Source organism: Azospirillum sp. P4_B5 (assembly GCF_056402275.1).
Genome location: NZ_JBFUHT010000032.1, coordinates 19,906 through 42,864 on the forward strand (window position 1 = coordinate 19,906; position 22,959 = coordinate 42,864).

Consider the following 22,959-nt stretch of genomic DNA (forward strand, 5'->3'; position numbering starts at 1 on the left):
GTTGCCACCGGTTTCAGCGTTCTGCGTTGGACGCATCGCCGCACAAGGGTCGATAGCGCCTTTGCCGGACCAATGCGCTGACTTGCGCAACGCCCTGGCCTCGTCGTGAAGACACGCGACCAAGCGCCGGACGAACATTACGAAGATCGAACTTAATTTGCCAAGCACCCGCATAAAAGGCGGTGCGTTCGCATACGAATCTCCATATCGTAGACGCTCTCTTCCACGGACGACATCGTCCGTTCCCCTCTTCCGAAACGGACGACCGCCGCATATGACTCTTGCCCAGCTCTCCCGATTGCGCGGGCATAAGGGTTTGGGGTTCATGTTCGCGCTGGCGGCCTTCGCCATCGCTCTGGTAGCGCGACTTGCCCTGGACGACCGGCTGCCGGCGGGTTTCCCCTTCCTGACCTTCTTCCCGGCGGTCATCGTCACCACTTTCCTGGCCGGGCTGTGGCCGGGCATCCTGACGGCGATTCTGAGCGGGCTGGCCTCCTGGTACTTCTTCCTCGGCACCAGCCAATCGCTCGATCTGAACCCCGGCAGCGCGCTGGCGCTGGGCTTCTTCGGGTTGGTCGTGGCGGTGGACATCGCCGTGATTCACATCATGAACGTGGCGCTGGAGCGGCTGGCGGAGGAGCGCAACCGCAGCGCCCGCCTGACACAGCAAACCCAGGTGATGTTCAGCGAGCTTCAGCACCGCGTCTCCAACAACCTTCAGCTCGCCTCCTCCCTGATCGCGATTCAGAAGTCCAAGGTCCGGGATCCCGAAGCCCGCCGCGCGCTGGAGGAGACCGCCGGACGGCTGTCCACGCTGGGCCGCCTGCACCGCCGGCTTCACGCTCCCCATGACGGGCCGATGGACATGGAGCCGTTCCTGCGCGAGCTGTGTCAGGACATCCTCAAGACATCCGGGGCGGAGCGGGTCGACTGCACGGTCAGCGCCGCCGAATCCGATCTGCCGCCGGACACCTTGATCCCGCTGGCCCTGATCGTCGCCGAGCTGGTCAGCAACGCACTGGAGCACGGCTTCCCCAACGGCGAGGCCGGGCGGATCGGCGTCGACCTGCGGGCCGACGATGGAAAACTGGTGCTGACGGTGTGTGACGACGGGGCGGGCCTTCCCGATGGCTTCACCCTGACCCGCCCCTCCAGCCTCGGCTTGAAGATCGTCAGCTCGCTGGCCGCCCAGATCGGCGGAGCCTTCAGCATGACCGGATCTCCCGGCCAGGGCACCACGGCCCGGCTCGTTCTTTCCCCGACCATGGTTTCTTGACCGGCGCCGGTGGACAGGGAAAGGCCATTCCGGCAAAAGTCGCCCATGCCCATCCTCCTCACCTCACCCGCATCGGCGGCTCCGGCAACCATGACGGCGCGGCGCGTCGGCGTCATCGACATGGCGCGCGGCGTGGCGCTGCTCGCCATGGCTCTCTATCACGGTTCCTGGGACCTGACCTATCTCGGGCTGGCCAACTTCGACCTGTTCGGCGATCCGCTCTGGCTGGCCGCGCGCACCGGCATCCTCGGCAGCTTTCTGATCCTGTCGGGCCTCAGCCTCGTCCTGGCGGCGGAAGGAGGGATCGACCGGCGCCGCTTCCTGCGGCGCTTCGCCATGCTTGCCCTGGCCGCGGGCGGTGTGTCGGCGGTGTCGGTGGCGATGTTTCCGGACAGCCCGATCGTCTTCGGCGTGCTGCACCACATGGCGGTGGCGAGCCTGCTCGGCCTCGCTCTGCTGCGCCTTCCCTGGCCGGTGCTTCTGCTGCTCGGCGGGGCGGTGATCGCGCTGGGCGAGACGGTCGCCCTGCCGCTGTTCGACGAGCCTTGGCTGCGCTGGGTCGGGCTGATGACCTTCGAGCCGGAATCGAACGACTATGTGCCGCTCTTCCCCTGGTTCGGCGGCTTCCTGTTCGGGATGGCGCTGGGGCGCCTGTGGCGTCCCGGCCCGACGTTGGCTCCGGGCGGAGCGGTCGGGCGTTGGTTCGCCTGGGCCGGACGGCACAGCCTGGCGGTTTATCTGCTGCACCAGCCCGTGCTGTTCGGCTTGCTGTCCTTGCTGGCGATGGGAATTGGTGCCGACCCGGCGGACATCCGCAGCTTCCAGACCTCCTGCGTGGCGACCTGCACCGGCAGTGGCGGCGAGATGGAACGTTGCACCGCCACCTGCCGCTGCGTGTCCGACGATCTGAACCGGGCCGGCCTGTGGTCCGATTTCATCCACGATCGGCTGACCGCCGACAGCTCCCGCAAGGTCGATGGCGTTATTCAGAGCTGCGGCAATCGCTGACCCGGATAACGTCGAGCGGATGAAGCGCTAAGCCCGGCGCTTCCCAACCGTGTCGGCAACATAGGCGTCCCGATGGCCCATCGGCTTCGGGCCGCGCCCATCCTCTTCCGTCGTATCGCGGGCGGTCTGATGCTCGATCTCCGCGTTCAGCTCCGCCCCCATCAGGATGACGTAGGAGGTCAGGTTGAACCACAGCAACAGCACCACACCCGCCCCGACCGAGCCATAGGTCTGGTTGTAGCTGCCGAAGTTCGAGACGTAGACCGAGAAGCCCACCGACGCGACGATCCACAGCGTGGTAGCGACGGCCGAGCCCCAGGTCACCCAGCGCCATTTCGGCTGTCGCCGGTCCGGGGCGTAGCGGTAGAGCACGGCGAGCGCCAGCATGATGGCCACAGCCAGGATCGGCCAGCGGGCGAGGCTGGCGACCCAGCCGATGGGGGTGTCCCGCAGGCCAAGGAAGTTGATGGCCGCTGGAACCGCCACGATCAGCGCCAGGGTCATGATCACGAACACCAGACCGGCCAGCGTCAGCACCAGCGATAGGAAGGCGAGCCAGAGGAAGCCGCGCCGCTCCTCTTCCCCGTAGGCGATGTTCAGCGCGGTGATCAGCGAATTCGTGCCGCGCGACGCGCTCCACAGCGTCAGGGCGAGGCCGAACAGAACGCCGAAGCCCAGACCTTCCCGCGGTGCCGACGCCACGTTGCGGGCCTGATCGCGCAGCACGTCCAGCGCCTCCGGAGGCAGCAGCCCGGCCAGTTGGTTGACCTGTTGCTCCACCCCCGCCGGGTCGAAGGCAAGGCCATACAGGGAGACCAACGCGGCGACCGCCGGGAAGATGGCGAACAGGGCGTAGTAGGCCACCCCCGCCGCCACGATGGAGATGTTGTCCTTCCCCTGCTCTTCCCAGGTGCGCCAGAGGATGTCCTTCCAACCCGCCTTTGGGATGTCGGAGGGCCGGGCCGCCGATCGCCCCCGCCCTCCCATCTCGACGCGCGGATACTGATTGCGGTGGCGACGGCTCAGCCCCAGCATGCCCCCTCCCTCACGCGACCGCTTCGCGCAACGCGCCGACACGGTGACGCACCGTCTCGATCTCATGGAAATGGGCGCCGACGACCACCGTCAGTTCCTCGGGCAGGTCATCGTGCAGGCTGTTGCGGAACAGCCCCAACGTCCCTTCCACGCCGCTCTCCAGCCCGCGGAGCAGCCCGCCGCGCGTCCGCGGACCACCCAGTTCCGTGTCCAGGTCACGCCAGACCGCGTGGACAGGAGCCTGCAGGTCACGGCCGCCACCACGGCGCACCAGTTCCGCTTCCAAGGCGGCGGCGCTGCGGTCGAATTGTGTGGCGACCTGGACCAGCCGTCCCTTCAGGTCAGGGTCGTCCAGAACCATGTCGGCCTGGCGGAATCCGGTGGCTCCCTGGCGACACGCCGCCACCAGAACGCTCAGCACGTCCTGGATCGCGCCGTCGGCGACCCGTCCCGCAGCAGTGCCCGAAACGGTCGGCTCGATCTCCGGTGTGCGGGAGACGGTCCAGGCGAACCACAGGGCGCCCGCAGCCACCAGAGCCAGCGGCCAGGGGTTGGAGCGGATGGCACGGGCCATCCGCGACGGGTTGCCCTCCACCACATCGCGCACCACCTCGATGACTCCACCCGACATCTGGCCGGGCGAGAGGCGGAACTCGATTTCATCGAGCACCGCGTCCATGCGGCCTCGGATGGCGTGGATGTCCTGCTCGATCTCGTCCTTTCCACGCCGGCCGCGCGGCGATGCCGATGCGTCGGATGTGGGTGTGGTGTTCTCTGTATTGTCCGCCGCGACGCCACCCATGGTGTCGGCATACGGATCGGTGGCTCGGTTCATGCCGGCAACTCCCCCTCTTGACGCTGCCGCCAAGCAACACCGGACGTCGGCGGAAGGTTCCGGCTTGCGGCCGGGGTGACACGAGGGATCGCCCGTCCGATCTTTTTAAACAGGCGGCAACCGGGGGCGGTACCCCGAACCCTTGCAGACGGTCACGCAACGGTCCGTCAGAGCGCTAAATGATCGAGGGGAATGGTGATCCGGGTGGGATTCGAACCCACGGCCACATGATTAAAAGTCACGTGCTCTACCGACTGAGCTACCGGATCACAGAAGCATGCGGCCTGCTGCCGATGCGGGGCGCAACATAGGGGGCGGTGACGCCCCGGTCAACAGCGGGGTTGGGCGGAGCGCACAAAAATTTCGCCCTCCGCCGCGGCCCCGGCGCCGTCACTGTTTGAGCGTCTGCACCTGCTTGCTGGCGTCGCCGTTGCCCGCCTCCAGGGCGAAGCGCTCGGCCAGATGCTCAGCCACGCGGCCGCTGACGAAGCCGCGGATGTCGCCGCCCAGACGCCCGATCTCCTTCACGAAGCGGGAGGAGATGAACTGACTCTTTTCCGAGGCCATCAGGAACATGGTTTCGATCTTCGGGTTCAGGCGGGCGTTCATCCCCGCCATCTGGAACTCGTACTCGAAGTCCGAGACCGCCCGCAGGCCGCGGATGATCACGGTGGCATTCACCTCCACCGCGAAATGCATCAGCAGCGTGTCGAAGGCCCGCACCTCGATGCTGGCCCCGGCGTTGTTCAGGGCGGTCACGTCCTCCCGGACCATCGCCACCCGCTCGTCCGTCGAGAAGAGCGGACCTTTACCGGCGTTGCGGGCGACGCCGACGATCAGATGATCGACGAGGCGCGACGCCCGCTGGATGATGTCCATGTGCCCATTGGTGATCGGGTCGAAGGTGCCGGGATAGACACCGATGCGGCGCTTGGCCATGGGAGTATCTTCCGCCTCTTTTTATTCGATCGTCTCACCGGGAGTATCGCCAGGAGCGGCGCCATCTGCCGACGTATCGTCCACGGGCGCGTCGTCCACGGAGGCCGTCCCGCCGCCGTTCGGATCGCCACCGTTGCCGTTGGTCCCGTTCCCGTTGGTGTCCTCATCCTCCGCGATGGACGCGACGGACACCACGCGCTCGTCCGCACCGACGCGGAACAGCGTGACGCCCAGCGTCTTGCGTCCCGCGATGCGCACGTCGTGGATCGGCATGCGGATGACCTGACCGCCGTTGGTGACCATCATCACCTGGTGCGAGTCCTCCACCGGGAAGGCCGCGACGATGGAGCCGTTGCGGTCGCCCATCTCCATGTTCCAGATGCCCTGGCCGCCACGGCCGGTCACCCGGTACTCGTAGGAGGAGGTCCGCTTGCCGTAGCCGCGCTCGGTCACGGTCAGCACATACTGTTCCAGGCCCTTCAGCTCCTCGTAGCGTTCGGGGCTGATCGTCACGGCCTCGGTCGGCACCTCGTCGGCCTCCGGCGCCGCCTCGCCTTCCATCTCGACGCCTTCCTCGCGCTTCATCTTCAGGAAGGCGGCGCGCTCTTCGGGCGAGGAGTCGACATGGTGAAGCGTGGTCATCGAGATGACCTCGTCGCCGTCGGCCAGACGGATGCCGCGCACGCCGGTCGAGGTACGGCCGGCGAAGACGCGCACGTCGGCGACCTCGAAGCGGATGCACTTGCCGCCGCCGGTCGCCAGCAGCACGTCGTCCGCCTCGGAGCAGGTGCGGACGGCGATCAGACGCTCGCCCTCCTCCTCCAGCTTCATGGCGATCAGGCCGTTGGAGCGGATGTTGGCGAAGTCCGACATGCGGTTGCGGCGCACGTTGCCCTTCGAGGTGGCGAAGACCACGTGCAAGTTGGCCCACACAGCCTCGTCCTCGGGCAGCGGCAGGACGGTGGTGATGGTCTCGCCGTCAATCAGCGGCAGCAGGTTCACGAAGGCCTTGCCGCGCGCCTGCGGGTTGCCCAGCGGCAGGCGGTAGACCTTCAGCTTGTAGACCATGCCGCGCGACGAGAAGAGCAGGAGCGGCGTGTGGGTGTTGGCGACGAACAGGTCGCTGACCGCGTCCTCCGCCTTCATCGACATGCCCGACCGCCCCTTGCCGCCGCGCTTCTGCGCGCGGTAGGTGGACAGCGGCACGCGCTTCACGTAGCCGGACTGGCTGACCGTGACGACCATGTCCTCGCGCTGGATCAGGTCCTCGATGTCGGCCTCGAACTCCAGCTCCTGGATCTCGGTGCGGCGCGGAGTGCCAAACCGCTCCTTCATCTCCACCAGCTCGTCGCGGAGGATGCCCAGCAGCTTCGCGCGGTTGGCCAGAGTCTCCAGGTAATCGGCGATCTGGTCGGTCACGTCCGTCAGCTCGGCGCCGATCCTATCGCGCTCAAGCCCGGTCAGGCGGTGCAGGCGCAGGTCCAGGATGGCGCGGGCCTGCTCCTCCGACAGGCGGTAAGTGCCGTTCTCCGACACGCCGCGGCCCGGCTCGTCGATCAGCGCGATCAGCGGGGCGACGTCCAGCGCCGGCCACTCGCGCTCCATCATCTGCTCGCGCGCCCAGACGGGGTCCGGGGCGCTGCGGATCAGCGCGATCATGGCGTCCAGGTTGGCGACGGCGACGGCCAGACCGACCAAGGTGTGGGCACGCTCGCGCGCCTTGCCCAGCAGGAACTCGGTGCGCCGGGTGATGACCTGCTCGCGGAACCGGACGAAGGCGGCGATGATCTGCCGCAGGTTCATCAGCTCCGGCCGGCCGCCGTTCAGCGCCAGCATGTTGACGCCGAAGGACGTCTGCAGCTGGGTGTGGCGGAAGAGCTGGGCCAGCACAACGTCGGCCATGGCGTCGCGCTTCAGCTCGATCACCACGCGCACGCCGTCGCGGTCCGATTCGTCGCGCAGGTCGGAGATGCCTTCGATCGTCTTGTCGTTGACGACCTCGCCGATGCGCTCCATCAGCTTGGACTTGTTGACCTGGTACGGGATCTCCGTCGCCACGATGGCGAAGCGGTCCTTGCGGATCTCCTCGATCTCGGTCTTGGCGCGGATGATGACGGAGCCGCGCCCGGTCATCAGGGCCGAGCGGACGCCCGACCGGCCGAGGATCATGCCACCCGTCGGGAAGTCCGGGCCGGGCACGAACTCCATCAGCTCTTCGTCGGTGATGTCGTTGTTGTCGATGTAGGCGCAGCAGGCGTCCACCACCTCACTCAGATTGTGGGTGGGGATGTTGGTCGCCATGCCGACGGCGATGCCGCCGGCACCATTAACCAGCAGATTCGGGAAGCGCGCCGGGACGACCGTGGGCTCCTTGCCCGAATCGTCGTAATTGGCCTGGAAATCGACGGTGTCCTTGTCGATGTCGTCGAGCAGCGCCTCCGCCGCCTTGGCCAGCCGCGCCTCGGTGTAGCGCATGGCCGCCGCCGGGTCGCCGTCCATCGAACCGAAGTTGCCCTGCCCGTCGATCAGCGGCAGGCGCATGGAGAAGCCCTGCGCCATGCGGACCATGGCGTCATAGATCGCGCTGTCGCCGTGCGGATGGTATTTACCCATCACGTCGCCGACGATGCGCGCCGACTTCTTATAGGGCTTGGTCGAGTCGTACCCGCCCTCCTTCATCGCGTAGAGGATGCGGCGGTGCACCGGCTTCAGCCCGTCGCGGACGTCGGGCAGAGCGCGGCTCACGATCACGCTCATCGCGTAATCGAGATAGGACCGGCGCATCTCGTCTTCGATGGTGACCGGCGCGATGTCGGAGGCGGGAGGAAGGGGCGTCGTGCTCAAGGAGACAAACTCATTCTACGGGCTGCGGCGATGCTCGGTGTTCAACGCTTGCTGTTCAACGCTCAAGGTCAACACTTACGGTTCAACGGGGCACGTCCGCACGGCCCTTCGGGCCGCTGCATGTAATATAAGAATTCCTATCAGCTTTCGCATGTGCACACAACGCTCCGGCGTTCCCACGATTTCTGGCCTTTGCAGGTCAATGGCCTTCGGCCTTTGCTAGCCGAGGGCGGCTCAACAGCGCGAAGCGCAGCGAAAGGATGGTCACGGATACCACACTGGCGATCAAAATTCCCTCAAAAAGACCACGCGCCCCGCGGTCCAACCCGAAGGCGAGCAAGGCCGACACCGGAATCATCACCACCGCGTAGGAGATGAAGTGCAGCGCGGTGGGGACCCAGGCGTCGCCGCGCCCGCGCAGCGCGTTCGCCATGACCACTTGCCCGCCATCCGCCACCAGAACCCAGGCGGTGAAGGCGATCAGCGGCGCCACCGCGGCGATCAGCTGGGGATCGGCGCTGTAGATCGCGGCCAGCGGCTCCGGCATCCAGCGGTAGAGCACCCCGACTCCGGCCAGGATCAGGCTGGTGACGCCCAGCCCGGTCCAGCCGGCCAGCGCCATGTCCAGCGGGTCGCGCCGGCCATAGGCCACCCCCACCCGCACCGCCGTGGCCGAGGCCAGCCCGACCGCCGCCATGAAGGGCAGCGCCGTCAGGTTCAGCCCGACCGTGTAGGCGCCGAGCGCCAGCGGCGAGATCATCCCGGCGAACAGGCCCAGCGTGGCGAAGGCGCCGCTCTCCACGCCCAGGCTGACCCCGGCGGCGTAGCCGAGATGGCGCTGCTTGCGGCTGCCGCTCCACCAGTCGCGGACCGGGTCGCGCACCGCCCAACGCGCGTGGTCGCTCATGTGCCAGGCGTAGAAGACGAGGCCGAGCCCCATCCCCCAGCGCACCGCCGTGGTCGCCCAGGCCGAGCCGACCGCTCCCATGGCCGGGAAGCCGCCATGCCCCCACACCAGCATCCAGGCGAGCAGAGCGTTCAGGAGATTGCCGAGGATCATCGCCACCATGCCCGGTATGGGCCTCTTCAGCCCCTCCAGGAAAAAGCCGGTGGCGACATACAGCATCATGCCCGGCATGCCGTAGCCGAGCACCGCCATCACCTGCCCGCCGCCCGCCGCCAGATCCGCGGACTGGCCGGTCAGGCGGAAGAAGGGCTCGCCGGCCAGCGAGGCCAGGGCGAAGAGGATGCCGAGCAGCAGCGCGTAGGGAATCGCCCGGCGCCAGATACGCCCGCATTCGGCGTCCTGGCCGGCGCCCAGGGCATGGGCGGTCACCGCCACCACGCCCATCATCAGCCCGACGCCGGTGGTGACCAGCAGATTGGCCGGCAGATGGGCCAGCCCGTAATAGGCCAGCTCCTGCGCGCTGTAGCGGCCCACGATGGCCGTATCCACCGCCATCATGACGACCAAGCCGGCGCGCGAGACGATGACGGGGGCGGCCAGCCGCAGCAGTTCGCCGGCGTGGGTGCGCAGACGGTCGGCCAGGAAAGGGGCGGGAATCGCGTGGTCGGGCATGATCGGGCAGTCGGTCGCTTGTGTGTCGGTCGTTTGTGTACGGTTGTCGCCGTCGGTGGCGGAACCGGCCATCTTGACCTTGCGGCGTACCACGTCAAGTGGCGGCTTATTGTCCTTCCGCCCTGTTGCAAATCCGCCGAATGGGCCGGAACCAACGACCGCGGCGGCGCGTTGACGAAGCAACAGCATCCATTGAGGAGTTCGGGATCATGAGCCGCGCCATGCCGTTCCCCGTCCGCCAGATCGCCCTCGCCAGCTTCGTTCTGACCTTTGCCGCGCTGCTTGCCGGCTGCAACACGATCGAAGGGGCCGGGCAGGATGTCCAGGCCGGCGGCCGGGCCGTCGAACGCGCCGCCGAGTGACGCGCCCACCACACATTTCAACCACGGAAGAGACGCCCGCATGAGCGATCCCATGACGCCGGAACGGTCCACCCCAGGACACCCTACCGAGGTGCCGCCGCCGAGCAACCCGAACACCCCGCAGCCGGACCGTCCGACCACGCCGGACCCCTACCCGGTGCCCGAGAACCCCGATACCCCTCCGGAAATGCCGCCGCCGGCGGATCAGCCGGTCCCCGGCATGCCGTCACCGACCCAGGCTTAGAGCGTCGGACACGGCGTTTGTTCGCAACAGGCAGTTTCAAGAAAGGCCGGTGCCGCAAGGCGCCGGCCTTTTTCATTTTCGGACTGTCGGTGTTTGGCAATCGAAGATTCGAATCTGGAAACAACACCGAAACACAAGGGCAACAAGACCCAAGGGACCGTGGCAAAAATTGGCGCCGATGCGTTAAGTGTTTTTTTACCTTTCTCTCTTGCCGGCTTGATGTTAACGATTTGTTAATCATTGAGGAGAGGCAACCATGGCCAGGTTTTCGGGAACCAACGCCGCCGAACGCTATCTCGGCACCGACTCCGCTGACACGGTCTATGGCAATGGAGGGAATGATTCGCTTTCCGGAGGTCTCGGCAACGACATGCTGGATGGTGGGCTTGGGAACGACTGGCTGGGCGACCCCTACGCCGGCGATCCGGGCAACGACCGCATGTACGGGCGCCAGGGCGACGACCAGCTGTTCGGCGGCGCCGGCGACGACTGGCTGGATGGCGGGTCCAGCAACGACACGGTGAAGGGTGGGCGCGGCGACGACACGCTGGTCGGCGGCATCGGCGACGATTGGCTGATCGACACGCTGCGCGACGACGGGTCCGACATCTTCCTGCCCGGAGCCGGCAACGACCACATGGTCAGCTATCGTGACGGCGCCACGGACATCTTCCGCTTCGACGTGGCGCCGGGCGGCTTCGGCACCGACGACATCAGCTACTTCGAAGCGGGGATCGACCGCATCGAGTTCCGCGGCTTCTCCGCCGCCGACCTGACCGTTTCCACCACCGCCACCAGCACGGCCTTCGGCTTCCGCGACGGGTCGTCGCTGACGGTGGATTCGGTGGGGCTGGTGTCCGGCCGCGACTATGTCTTCACCTGACCGGCAGCATCCTCACCTGAAGGAAGTACCGCGGGCATGAGGGACTGATGGCGCAAGGGGCGTGGCCGCCGCCGGCCGCGCCCTTTTCCGATCCTCCCTCCGACCCCTCTGCTCCGCTGCCGCGTTATAGCCTTGCCCACGCGACGGAGGAGCCACGCATGAACCATCGACGCTTCACCCCCCGCCCCGCCATCCGCCTGCTGGCCGTCTGCGCACTGGCAGCGCTCGGCGCCTGCGCGGAGACCGGCGCCACGCAACGTCCCATGGCGCAGATGTCGCCTTTGGAGTTGGTCGGGCTGACCGTGCAGTCCATTCCGGAAAACCGCATCATGGGAGCCGTGGAGGATGTCGTCCTCACCCCGGCTCGCGAGCCGGTCCAACTCGTGGTGGCGAGCGGTGCTCCGGTCCATCCTGTGAAGCGTCACGTGACGCTGGACTCCGGACAGCTGCGCTATTCGGAAGAGCGGCAGGCACTCGTCCTCACCGGGATGACGGCGGACGAGTTCGACGCCCTGTTCGCCACGCCAGCCGCAATGGCACCGGCCCTGGCTCCCCTGCCCGGCAACCCGGCGGACGCCACCAATTGGAACCGCGCCACCGCCCCGCGCTGACACCGTCTTCGGCCAGACCGTGCGAAGAAGCTCCGATGACGGGGCGCAGGGTCTGGCCGGCGCGTGGCGTCTCGGCCAGTCTCTAGAAACGCAGGCCGGCCGCGGGATTGTCGATCTGGTTCAGCGGGCAGCGGCAGGTCGGGCAGGAGATCTGGGAAAGGAGCGTGTTGCGCTGCTCCTCCGTCAGCGAGACGCCGGCCGCCTGCACCGCCTCGTCGATCATCCGGCGATGATAGGCGGTGGCGCCGCAGCCCTCGTCCAGCACACCCTTCAGATCATCGTTCGGGATCACGCGGAACGCCGCGGCGGGGCCGGACAGGGTCGCCGCGCCACCACCGACCGCGACGGCGGCAAGGGCACGCAGGATGTGACGGCGCTGGGGGGCCATGGCTGCTCCTGGATCACGACGGACGCTCGCCGTGAAATCTCGGGTGGCGGGCATCCCCCGTCAAGCCCGGCCTGCGCAGGAGATGCGAAGACAAGCCTGCGACCGGTGCCGTGAGGGAGGGGGAACCACACCCCCCCTCACGGTCATCCAGGTACTCAGAACGGGACCCCTTCCTGTGGAGCGAGCCATGATGGATCAGGTTGCCAAGATGCGCCTGCATCGTGTTGGCCAAGCTGATCTGGTGATGAACTCGTCCAGGTTGGTGGACCCACTCGAACCGATTGTTCAACAGTTGCGTCTTCTCACCTCGAGGAGAAAGAAGACATTGGCGGACCATGAGCGTATTGCCGAGGTCGAATGGCATGGGGCGCTCGGGGCGTCCGAAGGGCGACCCTGCCTTTTGGCGGACGCGGTCGGGTCGTGATTTGTGGATGCCGCTCGGAAGCTGCGACTGGGCGAGGTGGCAAAATCCGCTTTGGTGTGCCTCCGGCATTCGCCATTGCTCTACGACGGGCCAATGGACGCGACGGCCCTTTTACTCGAGCCGTCCTCGTCCCGGCGCTGGCCGGACGAGGCGCTGGCCTTTCCCGTCGACCTGTCGCGCGTCATGTGGCTGCTGACGGCGAACGACACGGGGGCGATCCCGGCGCTCCAGATGTCCCAGTTGGCTGTGGTCGAGGTCGGGACTCCGCGGGCGCGCGACTTCGACGCGCTGTTCGCGGGATGCCTGGCCGACGCGGCGGACGACGACGAGTGCGCCGTGGCGGTGTTGCCCGAGATTGCCCCGGCGGCGCTGGACGCGATGCGCGAGGGGTTCGTCCGCGGGCGCCTCCAGGCCCGCCAGCTTGCCGCTCTGGTTCGGCGCGCGCTGGTCGCCGGAGCCAAGGCGGAACGGAAGCTGCGGTGCTGAGCACCCGCCCCGCCGTTGCTCCGCCTGCGGGCCGCCCACGACGATCAGTCGTCTCCGCGACCTGGGCGGCTCGCCTCCAGATCGCCTTGCCACTCGACAGTACCGTGGAGCGCCAGCGTGTTCTCCTCCTGCTTGAGGCGGATCAAGCAGCGAATCGCCTCCTCGACGACGGCCTCTTTCGTGGTCAGTCCGGTGGCCGCCATCGCCTCGGCAATCAGAGCATCATCGATGTCGATATTGGTGCGCATGTCGCACTCCCTGATGAGGACAGCCAACCGTTCTCGCGTTCGATGCGATCCTTCGTGCTCGTGCCTTTCATCGCAGCAGGAGAGCGGTGGCAAGAAACGGTACCAGCATGATCGTCGCCGGACATCCTATACCGGATCAGTGGCCCATTCCCTTATGGCCTATTTGTCGGTGCCCCGTGGGTCCGTGATCCATCCGGTCATGACCCATGGCGCCGTGGTCCATCGTACCGTGCGCGCCGTGCATGGACATGCCGTGGACCATGGACGGGTCGAGCTTGATGGCGCTGGCGTCGCCGGGGAAGCGATCAATGACGCTCTCCAGGAACCCGATCTCGTAGGTCTGGTCCTGGACGATGTCTTAGTTCATGGTGCGCAGGAAGCTGTTCTCGCCGTTCGGGTCGGAGTTGTAGTCCCACGCCATGTCGAGCGCGCCTTGGTGGTGCGCTATCATCGCCTTGGCCCAGCGGACGTCGTATTCGTCGACCGCGCCGGATGTCGTCCAGAGGTCGAGCGCCGTCGGCGGCGGCGTCTTGATGTAGGACAGGCGGTGCTCCAACCCCTCGGTGGCGACCGGTCGCCGGACGAGCTTGGTCGAACCGAAGTCGGCCAGCACCGTCGGCGGTTGCTCGACTTGGCGCTTCACCTCGTCGAGCACGGCGATCTCGTACTCCTGGTTGGCGATGATGGCGCCCGCCATGCGCCGCAGCACCGGGTTCCGGCCCTTGACCAGGTACTCCTCGGACATCGTCAGCGCACCCGCGTGGTGCTCGCGCATGCCGGTCACGTAGTCGAGGTCGGCCCTCACGGCTGCGGAGTCGGCCGCGCCGCCCGGGACCAGAGCGAGCTCGTAGACGGCGGTCTCGTGCCAATCCCCGCCGCCACCGCCGTCGGCCATGGCCGCCGATGCCGCGGAGAGCGCCAGGACCAGAGCCAGGGCGCTGCCCCGGAGGGCATTCTTCTTCGTCAACATGGTGCGTCTCCTCAGGCGATCGGCGTGGCGTCGTAGCCCGCGTCGGCCAGCGTGCGGACGATCAGGTCGGCGCCGACGTCGCCCTCGACGGCGAGGCGGCGGTTGGGCGGGTCAGCCTGGATGGCCGTGATGCCGGGGACGGCAGCCAGGGCCTTGCGGGCGGCGTTGGCGCATCCGCCACACGTCATGCCGGAAACGGTGAACTGCAACATCGGTATCCTCCTCGACGGGGTCCTTCCGGACTGCTCCGGTTCGTCTCTGGAGGCAGCCTCCACCTTCCAGTCGTTAGAAGGTCAATGGTCCTGTTGAAGCCTTTCCGATGAGCAGCAACACGCACGCCTCATCCGCTTTGGCTGCATGCGCAGCCCTCGTACATGAAGCCCAGGAGCCTGATGCCGGGGACGTAACCCGCCTTCAGGTCCGTGATGCGGAACCCGGCCTCATGAATGAGGTCGTCCATCTTGCGATCCAAATGGCAGCCCCCCGCACACCTCGACCACAGCGGCGTCAGGCGGCGCTGCCAGCGGCGGACGCCGGGGTCAGGCGCGAGGCCGTGCTCGACGAAGCGCAACTGCCCACCCGGCCTGAGCACACGGCGGGCCTCCCGCAGCGCCGCGACCGGATCAGGTATGCTGCACAGCGACCAGGTCACCACCGCCGTGTCGAAGCTGCTGTCGGAAAACGGCAGTTGCTCCGCAGTTTGCTCGATCAGGGTCACAGGGTGAGGGGGCACCGCCGCCGCTCTCCGAGCGAGGGCCAGCAACTCCGGAGAGGAGTCCACGCCGACGACCTCCGTGGCCTCTCCCCCGTAAAACGGGAGGTTGCGCCCGGACCCGATCCCAATTTCGAGAACGCACCCCCGCGCACCGCCGACGACGCGGGAGCGGAAATCGCTGAGCACTGCCTGCCCCATGGCCCAGTCGGTGAGCCGCGGCAGTATGTGATGCTGATATAGGCTCATGCCGTCGTATCCTTGGAGATTTCCCGCCCGCAGGCCCTTTACGCTTCAAGGCGGCTCAAGACGTCAGCAGCGCCCCCCGGACATTGAAACGTGATAGGTCATCGCGCTCCTCCGTGCGATGTCGGCTGAGGATTCCTGGGCTTATGCAAACGCCCGTCTAATCGATGGCGACATTCCATTAGACTGTAGTAATATCTAATGCGCAAGGGGTGGCAGGGGAACAGGCTACGGCGATCGGAGTTCCGAACCACCCCTCACGGGTCTGTGAGCGGAATGCGGGTTGCGCCAAGCCCCCGCCGACCGTAGCTTCGATGCGGGATGACGAGAGGATGCGCGTGCCACACACGGCGAACATGATCCGGGCACTGGTGACGGCACTGCTCGTGCTGGCCACGCTGGTCGCGTTCGCCGGTCCCGGATGGGCCAGGGCGTTCGCCCCTGTGGACACCGTCCGGTCGTTCCCGCCTGCACTCGGCGACACCATTTCCGCGGAGGAACGGGAGGCGGTCGTTCCGACGGTCCTGACCGCCGCTGACGACACCGACCGGCCCTGCAACGGACGCGACGCATCGACCGGGACGGCACGGTGCCCGACCGCCGTTCCATGCCTCACGGTGTGCGGCGCCCTTCCCAATGCCGCGTCCACTGTTCCCCCCCCTTCGGCAGCTGGTGCCGACAGCCACGCGTGTGCCATCGACGATCCGTCGCGCGGCATCACCACGCTCCCCGACCTGCCGCCTCCGCGCCTGTCCGCCTGAACCGCCACAGGGCCGTCGTTGCGCCGGGCATTGCCCGCCGCCGGACCGTCCGTGGCCGATCCCCAGCAGGCTTGCCGCTCCACTCCGGAGCGCACGGCCCTGTTCCCTCAGCGGACGGACAACGCGATGTCGATCACTGTCACCCGGCGCCCTTCGCTGGCGCCGCTCGCCGCCGTGTTCGGCGGTACCTACAAGGCTGCGACCAGCCGTTTGTTGCGCGCCCTCCCGGCGGTCCTCCTGTTCGCCGTGCTGGCCCCCGTCTCCGTCTCCGCAATGGTCGGTCCCCAATCATCGGCCGAGACCTCGACGGTGCAGATCCTGGCGTCGGTCGACGCCGCCGGTCAGTCACAGACCATCCCGGCGGGGCTCCGCATCGTCCTGGACGACGGCTGGAAAACTTACTGGCGCTCGCCCGGAGACGCGGGCATGCCGCCCCGAATGGACTGGTCGGGCTCCACCAACGTTGCGTCCGTCGCGGTCCGCTGGCCCGCGCCGCACCGTTTCTCGACCTTCGGCATCGAGACCCTGGGCTACACCGGCGAGGTCGTCCTCCCCCTCGAGGTGACCGTCGAGCGCCCGGGCGAGCCCGTCTCGCTGCGCGGCAAGGTCGACCTGCTGGTGTGCAGCGAGGTCTGCGTCCCGGCCGCGCACCAGGTCGGCCTCGACCGGCCCGCGGGTCCCGCCACACCTGACGCGGCCGCGGGCAACCTGATCGCACGGTTCGACACCCAGGTTCCCGGTGACGGGAACTCGTCCGGCGTCACCGTCGAGGGCGCCTGGACCGACCCCGCGCGCGGGGCGCTCGTGGTCCGCGTGGCGTCGGCCACGGCGCCGCTGGCGGCTCCCGACGCCTTCGTCGAGGGGGGCGACTGGGCGTTCGCCAAGCCCGAGGTCGCGCGCGAGGACGGCGGACGCACCGCCCTGCTCACGCTGCCCGTCGTCGCCGGACCCGATGTCGTCGGCATGGCCGACAGGCCCCTCACCGTCACGGTCGTCGATGGCGGCCGCGCCGTCGAGGCCAAGGTCACCGTGTCGTCGGAGGCGCCCTTGACGGGCGACCGGCTCGCCGACCTCCTGCCGTTCCTGGCGGTGGCCCTGCTGGGCGGTCTCGTTCTCAACCTGATGCCCTGCGTCCTGCCGGTGCTCTCCCTCAAGCTGATGTCGGTGATCGGCCAGCAAGGCCAGGAGCGCCGCCGGGTGCGGCTGGGCTTCCTGGCGACCGCCTCCGGCGCCATCGCCGCCATGCTCGTCCTGGCGGGCACCCTGGCGGCCCTCAAGGGGGCGGGCGGCATCGTCGGCTGGGGCATGCAGTTCCAGCAGCCCGTCTTTCTCGCCGTCATGGTGGGCGTCCTCGTCGCCTTCGCGGCGAGCATGGCGGGCGTCTTCGAGATCCGGCTGCCGTCCTCTCTGTCCACCGCCCTCGGCACCGTCGGGGGCGACGGCCCCGCCGGGCACTTCGCCATGGGCGCCTTCGCCACCCTGCTGGCGACGCCCTGCTCGGCGCCGTTCCTCGGCACCGCGGTCGGCTTCGCGCTGGCCCGCGGCCCGCTGGAGATCCTCGCCGTGTTCGGCGCGCTTGGCGTCGGCTTGGCAGCCCCGTACCTGCTCGTGGCCCTGTTTCCGGGCGCGGTCGCGCTGCTGCCCCGGCCGGGGCGCTGGATGGGCACGCTCCGCCACCTGCTCGCGGCTGCCCTTGCGGCCACAGCAATCTGGCTGGTGACGGTCCTCGCCGCGCAGACGTCGGTCGGCACGGCCGCCAGCGTCGTCGCGGCCACCCTGCTGGCCGTCGGCGCCCTCGCCCTGGCCACCCGGGGCTTCGGGGCCGTGAGCCTCGCGGCCGGGCCGGTGGCCTTGGTCGCGCTCGCCACGGCGGTCGCCATCCCCGCCGTCCTCGACCACGCGGCCCCGGCCACCTCTTCCGCGGCATCGGCGCGGTGGCAGCGGTTCGAGCAGGCGGAGATCGCCCGGCTGGTCGCTCAGGGCCAGACGGTCTTCGTCGACGTAACGGCGGACTGGTGCGTCACCTGCATCGTCAACAAGAAGCTGGTGATCGATCGCGAGCCGGTGGCCGGTACGCTGTCGAGGGACGGCGTCGTCGCCATGCGGGCGGATTGGACCAGCCCCGACCCGGCCATTGCCGCCTACCTCGGCCAGCACGACCGCTATGGCATCCCGTTCAACGCGGTCTACGGGCCGGGCGCGCCGCACGGCATCGTCCTGCCCGAGGTGCTGTCCGAAGGCGCCGTACTGGACGCCGTCCGAAAGGCCCGGACAGCCGGATAACCGCGGCTTCCCCCACGAGTCTCGCAGACACCACGCCCCGCGTCGCGCTTGGCCAGCCGGAACGTCCGAGCGCGACGCTCCTCAGCATCCCGACCGCCGCCTCCGGGCGTCCCGAGCGGCGGTCCGCCCAGTCGCATCACGGAGCCAAGAGTCCCATCATGACCTCCCGCCTCGTCACGACCCTTTTCACCGTCGCCGTCTCCGCCGCCGCGTTCGGCGCCGGGGCTGTCGCCATCCAGTCCTTCGTCGCCCCGACCTCCGCCGCGGCCACGGCGGCCCCGCCCCTGGTGGCGGAACTCGGCCCGGATGCCCTGACCCGCGGCCCCAGCGCGGTGGTCGTGGGCAACCCGCTGGGCGACGTGACGGTGATCGAGTTTTTCGACTACCAGTGCCCGGTGTGCCGCAAGGTCCACCCCTTCCTCGAGCAGCTGGTCGCCGAGGACAAGAACGTCCGGGTGATCCACAAGCACTGGCCGGTTTTCGGCGCGCCGTCGATCTACGCCGCCAGGATCGCGCTCGCCGCGCGCTGGCAGGACCGCTACGAACAGGTCCATCACGCCTTCATGAACATTCCCGGTCGCCTCGACGAGGAGAAGATCCGCAAGGCGGCCAGCGAGGCCGGTCTCGACTTCGCGCGGGCCGAGCGGGACCTGAAGGAGCGCGACGCTCAGGTGGACCAAGCCTTCAAGCAGGCATCCGCGCAGGCGGCCATGCTGAAACTCCAGGGCACCCCGGGCTTCGTCATCGGCAGCTACCTCATTCCCGGCGGCCTCGATCTGAAGACGATGAAGGAGATCGTCGCCGACGTCCGCGCCAAGAAGCGCGACGACAAGCAGGGCTGAACCAGCGTGGAGCATCCGTCATGAATCTCGCCGACAGTCCGATGAGCCCGCCTCGTGTCCTGCGAGGGACCGCCGCGGCGATCTTGATCTTCCTAGTGCTGGGAACCGTCACCGCCGTGTGGCCGAACCCCGTGTTCGTCCGCATGACGCCGACCCAGGGGTTCGAAGTCTGGCTGCTCGCCGTCCAGGCGGTGCTGGTCGGAATCTACGTGGCCATCCGGCGGCCGATGTGTCCGCCCCGTGGCGCCGGACTGGGCAGCGTTCTCTGGTTCCTGGGGATCGCCTGCCCGACCTGCAACAAGCTCCTGCTGCTGGTCTTCGGGGCGGACCTGCTGCTCGCCCACGTCGAGCCGTACCGCCTTCATTTGGCCGTGGTCGGCGCCGCCGTCACCGCGGCGGCGGTCACCTGGGAGTGGAGGCAGCGCCGCCACGCGGTGGTCTGTCCGGTCGACATGTCGGGCCACGACCTCCGGGAACGCATCAGACCTTCCTAATGTTTGCTGGGCATGACGGCGCCGCCCCTGAGCGCGGCGCCGTCCACCGGAACCGACACAGGAGGGAACCATGCTGCCCGCCACCGCGTCGCGCGTGGAGAACGCCACGTCCGCCGCCCTCAACCGCCGCTTCGTCGCCGAGATCGAGGAGAGCGTCCGCCATCACGCCGAGCACCCGGAGGCGATCGACCGGCGCCTGGACGAGCTCGACCACGAGTGGGACATCGAGCGCACGCTCGAGGCCAACGCGGCGACGCTGGCGCTGACCGGAACCGTGCTGGGCGCCTTCGTGGACCGCCGCTTCCTGGTCCTGCCCGCGGTCGTGACCGGGTTCCTGCTCCAGCACGCGCTCCAGGGCTGGTGCCCGCCAGTCCCGGTGTTCCGCCGCCTGGGCGTCCGCACCACCGCCGAGATCGACCGCGAGCGGTACGCGCTCAAGGCTCTGCGCGGCGACTTCCGGCGGCTTGACACGACGTCCCCGAACACGACCCCGCGCCAGCGCGCTGAGGCGGCGTTGGACGCCACCGTGGCGTGACCCACCCGAGGTGCCCGCGGCCGGTATCGGTCCGGGCTCCACGGCGACCCGCACACAAACGGAGCATGGCATGACGGACCGCTTGAGGGTGGACGACCGCTTCACCATCGAAATGACACCGCCGACCGCCGGCCGCGTCGGGGAACTGGCCCGCGAGGGCTTCCGCTCCATCGTGAACCTGCGCACCCCCGGCGAAAAGGACGAGGTGCTGTCGCCGACCAAGGAGGGCGAGATCGCCCGGAGCCACGGCCTCGCCTACCTGAGCATCCCCGTCTCCCCCCAGGATATGAACGAAGCCACCGCCGAACGCTTCGACCGCGAGGTCGCGGGCCTGCCGGGTCCGGTCGCCATCCATTGCGCGTCGGGGCGCCGCGCCGCCCTCTTCACCTTCATGCACGTCGCCCGCATCGAGGGCCTGTCCGACGACGCGGCGGCGGCCAAGGCCGAGGCGATGGGCTTCCAGTTCGGGACGCCGGAGATGAGGGCGTTGTTCACACGCTACGTGGACGGCGGAAAGACGCGAGGAGGGGCGCCGTGATCTTCCGTCAGCTGTTCGAGCCGGAATCCTCGACCTACACCTACCTGTTCGGCTGCCGCGACACCGGCCAGGCGATCCTGCTCGACCCGGTGCTGGAAACGGTCGAGCGTGATCTGGCGCTGATCCAGCAACTCGGCTTGCGGCTCGCCGTGACGCTCGACACGCACATCCACGCCGACCACATCAGTTCGGCCTGTCGACTGCGCAGCCTGACCGGCTGCAAGGTGGCCTATCCGGCGATGGACGGGCTGCCGTGCGCCGATATCGGGATCGCCGAGGACCAGCCGCTCACCATGGGCAGCCTGACCTTCAAGCCGCTCCACACCCCGGGCCACACCGACACGCACCATTGCTTCCTCGTCGAACGCGGGGACACGCCGCGGGTGTTCACCGGCGACGCCCTGCTGATCGACGGCTGCGGTCGCACGGACTTCCAGAACGGCAGCACCGAGGCGCTCTACCGGTCGGTGCGCGAGAAGATCTTCACCTTGCCGGACGACACGCTCGTCTACCCCAGCCACGACTACCAGCACCGGCATGCCTCGACCGTGCTCCAGGAGCGGGAACGCAATCCGCGCCTGGGCGACGACAAGAGCCTGGAGGAGTTCGCCGCGATCATGGCGAACCTGAGCCTGCCGTACCCGAAGAAGATCGACGTGGCGGTCCCTGCGAACCGCCTCTGCGGCGACTGCCCCGACGACGCACCGGAGGCACTGCGCCGTATCGGGGACAAGTCCTTCCAGGGCGTGCCCGCATAGCCCGTCGTAAGCGCCCGCGACGTCGTCCTGCGCGGGGCGGTGCTCCCGACCGGCCGCCTGACTCGGCGGCGGGCCGGGCAATTCCATCCTGTCTTCTCCGGGGCGTGCGGAGGGTCCGTTCCATGCAGCCCCGGAGCCTCGACTTTCCAATTTTTAAGGACGGGACCATGGCCATACCGCATCACCGAACCGCTCTGTCCCTCGCGCTCGTGGTGGCGCTTGCCGCCTGCACCGGCACAGGAAGCGTGGCGCCGTCCGTCAGCCCGCAGGGCGGCGCCGAGAGCATGAAGACCAACGTGCTCGAGGCCGGGGCGGCGGTGCTTCAAAGCAACGCGCCGCTCGGCGGGATGGATGTCTACCTCGTGGGCTTCCATCCCATGAAGAACGAGCCCAACCACCAGATGGAGGCGCACCACTTCTGTCGCCAGGTGAATGAAGACTTCGCCCAGTGCGCGCTGTTCGACGGCAACACCGCGAGCGCCAACCTGACGGGTGTCGAGTACATCATCTCCGAGCGACTGTTCGAGCGGTTGCCGCGGCAGGAGCGCCGGTATTGGCACCCCCACAATGGAGAGATCCTGTCCGGACAGTTGGTGGCGCCGAACCTGCCCGACGTCGCCGAGCACGAGTTGATGAAGAGCAAGATGAACAGCTATGGCAAGACCTGGCACACATGGCAGTCCGAGAAGGGCACGCAACCGGGTGACCGGATGCCCTACGGCCCTCCCATGCTGGCCTGGTCGTTCAACCGTGACGGCGAGGCTCAGCCTGGGCTGGTCGAGACCCGCGATCGCGCGATGAACATGTCGACCGCGGAACGCCGTCGTGCCCGACAAGATCTCGTGCCCGCTGCCCGCCCCCAGGAAGGCGTGGACGCCCTCAAGGGCAGGTTCCCGCGGCCGACCCGGGACATTCCCGGAGTGGTGGACAAGCGTGCAGCGCGGTGATCGCCCTGCGCAGGGAGAGTGGCGCAGCGTCCAGGAGCCACCCGGTGGCCACCGCCGTCGTGCGGTGAAAGACGGCGGTATCTGGCGCGGGCCGCCGTGATTTACGTAGGGAGGGGGTACTATCCGATGAGGAAACGTGCCATGCTGCCCGCAGTCGGTTGATTCCTTGCTTCTCGAAGAGACGCGGCATGAGAACCGTCTTTGCGCTGCCGTTCCTGGTTCCGTTGCTCCTTGCGACATCGCCGGGCAAGGCGACCGACCTGCACCAGTTTTGGGAGCAGACCTGCGGGGACTGCCACCCCCACGCCGGGGCCTTCGCCCAACGGTTCCTCACCGTGAAGGACGGCAAGCTCCAGGGCCGCCATCACACGGACGACCTGATCGTCTTCCTGCAACACCATCACCTGCCGCAGAACCTCGTGCGGCCGATGTACGAGATGCTGCTCGCCCAGGCCAGCACGGGACCGCGCTTCAAGGAACGGTGCGGCCGCTGCCACGAGTCCGCCGCCGATCTGGCCCGGGAATCGCTGGTGGTCCGCGACGGCGTGCTGCACGGGCGGGAGAGCGGCCGTCCCGTGGCCGAGTTCCTGCCCCGCCACGCCAAGCTGGGCCTGACGCCGGAGGACGTGACCTTCTTCACCGACCTGCTGACGCGCGTCGAACGCGAGGTTCACTCTGGCGGCTGACAGGAGTGGCGGAGAAGCCCGCCGG

General features: G+C 68.1%; 27 protein-coding genes and 1 tRNA gene. 17 read left to right on the forward strand and 11 right to left on the reverse strand.

All coding sequences use genetic code 11. The features are described 5' to 3' along the window. The first annotated feature begins 325 nt into the window (after positions 1-325). Both AC1DVI_RS22045 and AC1DVI_RS22050 read left to right on the forward strand, forming a co-directional pair. Complete coding sequence (locus AC1DVI_RS22045; RefSeq protein ID WP_476959795.1) at positions 326-1,276, forward strand: sensor histidine kinase; 951 nt, start codon at positions 326-328, stop codon at positions 1,274-1,276. A gap of 45 nt (positions 1,277-1,321) precedes the next feature. After that, the gene (locus AC1DVI_RS22050; protein ID WP_476959796.1) at positions 1,322-2,284 is read left to right on the forward strand and encodes an acetyltransferase domain-containing protein; all 963 of its coding nucleotides are present in this window, start codon (positions 1,322-1,324) and stop codon (positions 2,282-2,284) included. Positions 2,285-2,311: 27 nt separating this feature from the next. Here AC1DVI_RS22050 and AC1DVI_RS22055 read toward each other — a convergent pair whose 3' ends face one another. The 6 genes from AC1DVI_RS22055 to AC1DVI_RS22080 form a co-directional block, all read right to left on the reverse strand. Next, positions 2,312-3,319, reverse strand: a complete 1,008-nt coding sequence (locus AC1DVI_RS22055; protein WP_476959797.1) for a YihY/virulence factor BrkB family protein — start codon at positions 3,317-3,319, stop codon at positions 2,312-2,314. 10 nt (positions 3,320-3,329) lie between these two features. Beyond that, positions 3,330-4,154 carry a ferritin family protein gene (locus AC1DVI_RS22060; RefSeq protein ID WP_476959798.1) on the reverse strand — a complete coding sequence of 275 codons (825 nt, stop codon included), beginning with the start codon at positions 4,152-4,154 and terminating at the stop codon, positions 3,330-3,332. Positions 4,155-4,347: 193 nt separating this feature from the next. Further along, positions 4,348-4,423: transfer RNA gene (locus AC1DVI_RS22065), tRNA-Lys, on the reverse strand. A gap of 121 nt (positions 4,424-4,544) precedes the next feature. Continuing rightward, on the reverse strand, positions 4,545-5,093 hold the full coding sequence (gene coaD / locus AC1DVI_RS22070) for a pantetheine-phosphate adenylyltransferase (protein ID WP_035675985.1): 549 nt from the start codon (positions 5,091-5,093) through the stop codon (positions 4,545-4,547). A gap of 21 nt (positions 5,094-5,114) precedes the next feature. Next, positions 5,115-7,937 (reverse strand): DNA gyrase subunit A, encoded by a 2,823-nt coding sequence (gene gyrA, locus AC1DVI_RS22075; RefSeq protein WP_476959799.1) that lies wholly within the window; start codon positions 7,935-7,937, stop codon positions 5,115-5,117. A 199-nt stretch (positions 7,938-8,136) separates the two neighbouring features. Next, a complete protein-coding gene (locus AC1DVI_RS22080; protein ID WP_476959800.1) occupies positions 8,137-9,588 on the reverse strand; it encodes an MATE family efflux transporter in 1,452 nt (483 codons plus the stop codon). Between the two features lie 137 nt (positions 9,589-9,725). On the opposite strand from AC1DVI_RS22080, the gene AC1DVI_RS22085 reads away from it, so the two are divergent. The 4 genes from AC1DVI_RS22085 to AC1DVI_RS22100 all read left to right on the forward strand — a co-directional run bounded on the left by AC1DVI_RS22085 (position 9,726) and on the right by AC1DVI_RS22100 (position 11,616). After that, entirely contained in the window at positions 9,726-9,878 is a 153-nt protein-coding gene (locus AC1DVI_RS22085; protein WP_109069550.1) for an entericidin A/B family lipoprotein, read from the forward strand. 40 nt (positions 9,879-9,918) lie between these two features. Beyond that, positions 9,919-10,122: a hypothetical protein gene (locus AC1DVI_RS22090; RefSeq protein ID WP_476959801.1), complete on the forward strand. Its 204-nt coding sequence runs from the start codon at positions 9,919-9,921 to the stop codon at positions 10,120-10,122. Between the two features lie 256 nt (positions 10,123-10,378). Continuing rightward, on the forward strand, positions 10,379-11,005 hold the full coding sequence (locus AC1DVI_RS22095; RefSeq protein WP_476959802.1) for a calcium-binding protein: 627 nt from the start codon (positions 10,379-10,381) through the stop codon (positions 11,003-11,005). 158 nt (positions 11,006-11,163) lie between these two features. Continuing rightward, complete coding sequence (locus tag AC1DVI_RS22100) at positions 11,164-11,616, forward strand: hypothetical protein (RefSeq protein ID WP_149165105.1); 453 nt, start codon at positions 11,164-11,166, stop codon at positions 11,614-11,616. Between the two features lie 82 nt (positions 11,617-11,698). Here the strand turns inward: AC1DVI_RS22100 and AC1DVI_RS22105 are convergent, their stop codons facing one another. Then, on the reverse strand, positions 11,699-12,004 hold the full coding sequence (locus AC1DVI_RS22105; protein ID WP_014197265.1) for a hypothetical protein: 306 nt from the start codon (positions 12,002-12,004) through the stop codon (positions 11,699-11,701). Positions 12,005-12,191: 187 nt separating this feature from the next. Between AC1DVI_RS22105 and AC1DVI_RS22110 the strand changes: the two genes are divergently transcribed. After that, positions 12,192-12,428 (forward strand): hypothetical protein, encoded by a 237-nt coding sequence (locus AC1DVI_RS22110; protein WP_476959803.1) that lies wholly within the window; start codon positions 12,192-12,194, stop codon positions 12,426-12,428. Positions 12,429-12,521: 93 nt separating this feature from the next. Further along, a complete protein-coding gene (locus tag AC1DVI_RS22115; protein WP_476959804.1) occupies positions 12,522-12,914 on the forward strand; it encodes a hypothetical protein in 393 nt (130 codons plus the stop codon). 44 nt (positions 12,915-12,958) lie between these two features. Here AC1DVI_RS22115 and AC1DVI_RS22120 read toward each other — a convergent pair whose 3' ends face one another. The 4 genes from AC1DVI_RS22120 to AC1DVI_RS22135 all read right to left on the reverse strand — a co-directional run bounded on the left by AC1DVI_RS22120 (position 12,959) and on the right by AC1DVI_RS22135 (position 15,093). After that, positions 12,959-13,162 (reverse strand): type II toxin-antitoxin system VapB family antitoxin, encoded by a 204-nt coding sequence (locus AC1DVI_RS22120; RefSeq protein ID WP_476959805.1) that lies wholly within the window; start codon positions 13,160-13,162, stop codon positions 12,959-12,961. Positions 13,163-13,520: 358 nt separating this feature from the next. Beyond that, complete coding sequence (locus AC1DVI_RS22125; RefSeq protein WP_476959806.1) at positions 13,521-14,132, reverse strand: DUF305 domain-containing protein; 612 nt, start codon at positions 14,130-14,132, stop codon at positions 13,521-13,523. 11 nt (positions 14,133-14,143) lie between these two features. After that, complete coding sequence (locus AC1DVI_RS22130; protein WP_476959807.1) at positions 14,144-14,344, reverse strand: heavy-metal-associated domain-containing protein; 201 nt, start codon at positions 14,342-14,344, stop codon at positions 14,144-14,146. Positions 14,345-14,472: 128 nt separating this feature from the next. Further along, on the reverse strand, positions 14,473-15,093 hold the full coding sequence (locus AC1DVI_RS22135) for a class I SAM-dependent methyltransferase (RefSeq protein ID WP_476959808.1): 621 nt from the start codon (positions 15,091-15,093) through the stop codon (positions 14,473-14,475). Between the two features lie 329 nt (positions 15,094-15,422). Between AC1DVI_RS22135 and AC1DVI_RS22140 the strand changes: the two genes are divergently transcribed. From AC1DVI_RS22140 to AC1DVI_RS22180, 9 genes are all read left to right on the forward strand, one after another. After that, a complete protein-coding gene (locus tag AC1DVI_RS22140) occupies positions 15,423-15,851 on the forward strand; it encodes a hypothetical protein (RefSeq protein WP_476959809.1) in 429 nt (142 codons plus the stop codon). 126 nt (positions 15,852-15,977) lie between these two features. Continuing rightward, positions 15,978-18,134 carry a protein-disulfide reductase DsbD family protein gene (locus AC1DVI_RS22145; RefSeq protein ID WP_476959810.1) on the forward strand — a complete coding sequence of 719 codons (2,157 nt, stop codon included), beginning with the start codon at positions 15,978-15,980 and terminating at the stop codon, positions 18,132-18,134. Between the two features lie 158 nt (positions 18,135-18,292). Continuing rightward, entirely contained in the window at positions 18,293-18,976 is a 684-nt protein-coding gene (locus AC1DVI_RS22150; protein ID WP_476959811.1) for a DsbA family protein, read from the forward strand. 20 nt (positions 18,977-18,996) lie between these two features. Then, positions 18,997-19,470 carry a hypothetical protein gene (locus tag AC1DVI_RS22155; RefSeq protein ID WP_476959812.1) on the forward strand — a complete coding sequence of 158 codons (474 nt, stop codon included), beginning with the start codon at positions 18,997-18,999 and terminating at the stop codon, positions 19,468-19,470. Positions 19,471-19,540: 70 nt separating this feature from the next. Beyond that, complete coding sequence (locus tag AC1DVI_RS22160; RefSeq protein ID WP_476959813.1) at positions 19,541-20,005, forward strand: hypothetical protein; 465 nt, start codon at positions 19,541-19,543, stop codon at positions 20,003-20,005. Positions 20,006-20,075: 70 nt separating this feature from the next. After that, a complete protein-coding gene (locus tag AC1DVI_RS22165; RefSeq protein WP_476959814.1) occupies positions 20,076-20,543 on the forward strand; it encodes a protein tyrosine phosphatase family protein in 468 nt (155 codons plus the stop codon). Further along, positions 20,540-21,301 carry an MBL fold metallo-hydrolase gene (locus tag AC1DVI_RS22170; protein ID WP_476959815.1) on the forward strand — a complete coding sequence of 254 codons (762 nt, stop codon included), beginning with the start codon at positions 20,540-20,542 and terminating at the stop codon, positions 21,299-21,301. Before AC1DVI_RS22165 ends, AC1DVI_RS22170 begins: the two co-directional genes overlap by 4 nt. A 167-nt stretch (positions 21,302-21,468) precedes the next feature. Next, positions 21,469-22,248 carry an OBAP family protein gene (locus AC1DVI_RS22175; protein ID WP_476959816.1) on the forward strand — a complete coding sequence of 260 codons (780 nt, stop codon included), beginning with the start codon at positions 21,469-21,471 and terminating at the stop codon, positions 22,246-22,248. Between the two features lie 188 nt (positions 22,249-22,436). After that, positions 22,437-22,934, forward strand: coding sequence for a hypothetical protein (locus AC1DVI_RS22180; protein WP_145623658.1), 498 nt, complete (start codon positions 22,437-22,439; stop codon positions 22,932-22,934). The last annotated feature ends 25 nt before the right edge of the window (positions 22,935-22,959 follow it).

Excerpts from the sequence above, each read along its gene's own strand:
- AC1DVI_RS22115 (WP_476959804.1), top strand. The coding sequence starts at position 12,522 with ATGGACGCGACGGCCCTTTTACTCGAGCCGTCCTCGTCCCGGCGCTGG.
- AC1DVI_RS22105 (WP_014197265.1), bottom strand. The coding sequence starts at position 12,004 with ATGGCCCCCCAGCGCCGTCACATCCTGCGTGCCCTTGCCGCCGTCGCG.
- AC1DVI_RS22055 (WP_476959797.1), bottom strand. The coding sequence starts at position 3,319 with ATGCTGGGGCTGAGCCGTCGCCACCGCAATCAGTATCCGCGCGTCGAG.
- AC1DVI_RS22090 (WP_476959801.1), top strand. The coding sequence starts at position 9,919 with ATGAGCGATCCCATGACGCCGGAACGGTCCACCCCAGGACACCCTACC.
- AC1DVI_RS22160 (WP_476959813.1), top strand. The coding sequence starts at position 19,541 with ATGCTGCCCGCCACCGCGTCGCGCGTGGAGAACGCCACGTCCGCCGCC.
- AC1DVI_RS22135 (WP_476959808.1), bottom strand. The coding sequence starts at position 15,093 with ATGAGCCTATATCAGCATCACATACTGCCGCGGCTCACCGACTGGGCC.
- coaD (WP_035675985.1), bottom strand. The coding sequence starts at position 5,093 with ATGGCCAAGCGCCGCATCGGTGTCTATCCCGGCACCTTCGACCCGATC.
- AC1DVI_RS22050 (WP_476959796.1), top strand. The coding sequence starts at position 1,322 with ATGCCCATCCTCCTCACCTCACCCGCATCGGCGGCTCCGGCAACCATG.
- AC1DVI_RS22085 (WP_109069550.1), top strand. The coding sequence starts at position 9,726 with ATGAGCCGCGCCATGCCGTTCCCCGTCCGCCAGATCGCCCTCGCCAGC.
- AC1DVI_RS22140 (WP_476959809.1), top strand. The coding sequence starts at position 15,423 with ATGCGCGTGCCACACACGGCGAACATGATCCGGGCACTGGTGACGGCA.
- AC1DVI_RS22095 (WP_476959802.1), top strand. The coding sequence starts at position 10,379 with ATGGCCAGGTTTTCGGGAACCAACGCCGCCGAACGCTATCTCGGCACC.
- AC1DVI_RS22080 (WP_476959800.1), bottom strand. The coding sequence starts at position 9,588 with ATGGCCGGTTCCGCCACCGACGGCGACAACCGTACACAAACGACCGAC.
- AC1DVI_RS22045 (WP_476959795.1), top strand. The coding sequence starts at position 326 with ATGTTCGCGCTGGCGGCCTTCGCCATCGCTCTGGTAGCGCGACTTGCC.
- AC1DVI_RS22110 (WP_476959803.1), top strand. The coding sequence starts at position 12,192 with ATGATGGATCAGGTTGCCAAGATGCGCCTGCATCGTGTTGGCCAAGCT.
- AC1DVI_RS22120 (WP_476959805.1), bottom strand. The coding sequence starts at position 13,162 with ATGCGCACCAATATCGACATCGATGATGCTCTGATTGCCGAGGCGATG.
- AC1DVI_RS22060 (WP_476959798.1), bottom strand. The coding sequence starts at position 4,154 with ATGAACCGAGCCACCGATCCGTATGCCGACACCATGGGTGGCGTCGCG.
- AC1DVI_RS22125 (WP_476959806.1), bottom strand. The coding sequence starts at position 14,132 with ATGTTGACGAAGAAGAATGCCCTCCGGGGCAGCGCCCTGGCTCTGGTC.
- AC1DVI_RS22180 (WP_145623658.1), top strand. The coding sequence starts at position 22,437 with ATGAGAACCGTCTTTGCGCTGCCGTTCCTGGTTCCGTTGCTCCTTGCG.
- AC1DVI_RS22145 (WP_476959810.1), top strand. The coding sequence starts at position 15,978 with ATGTCGATCACTGTCACCCGGCGCCCTTCGCTGGCGCCGCTCGCCGCC.
- AC1DVI_RS22100 (WP_149165105.1), top strand. The coding sequence starts at position 11,164 with ATGAACCATCGACGCTTCACCCCCCGCCCCGCCATCCGCCTGCTGGCC.
- AC1DVI_RS22130 (WP_476959807.1), bottom strand. The coding sequence starts at position 14,344 with ATGTTGCAGTTCACCGTTTCCGGCATGACGTGTGGCGGATGCGCCAAC.
- AC1DVI_RS22155 (WP_476959812.1), top strand. The coding sequence starts at position 18,997 with ATGAATCTCGCCGACAGTCCGATGAGCCCGCCTCGTGTCCTGCGAGGG.
- AC1DVI_RS22175 (WP_476959816.1), top strand. The coding sequence starts at position 21,469 with ATGGCCATACCGCATCACCGAACCGCTCTGTCCCTCGCGCTCGTGGTG.
- AC1DVI_RS22150 (WP_476959811.1), top strand. The coding sequence starts at position 18,293 with ATGACCTCCCGCCTCGTCACGACCCTTTTCACCGTCGCCGTCTCCGCC.
- AC1DVI_RS22165 (WP_476959814.1), top strand. The coding sequence starts at position 20,076 with ATGACGGACCGCTTGAGGGTGGACGACCGCTTCACCATCGAAATGACA.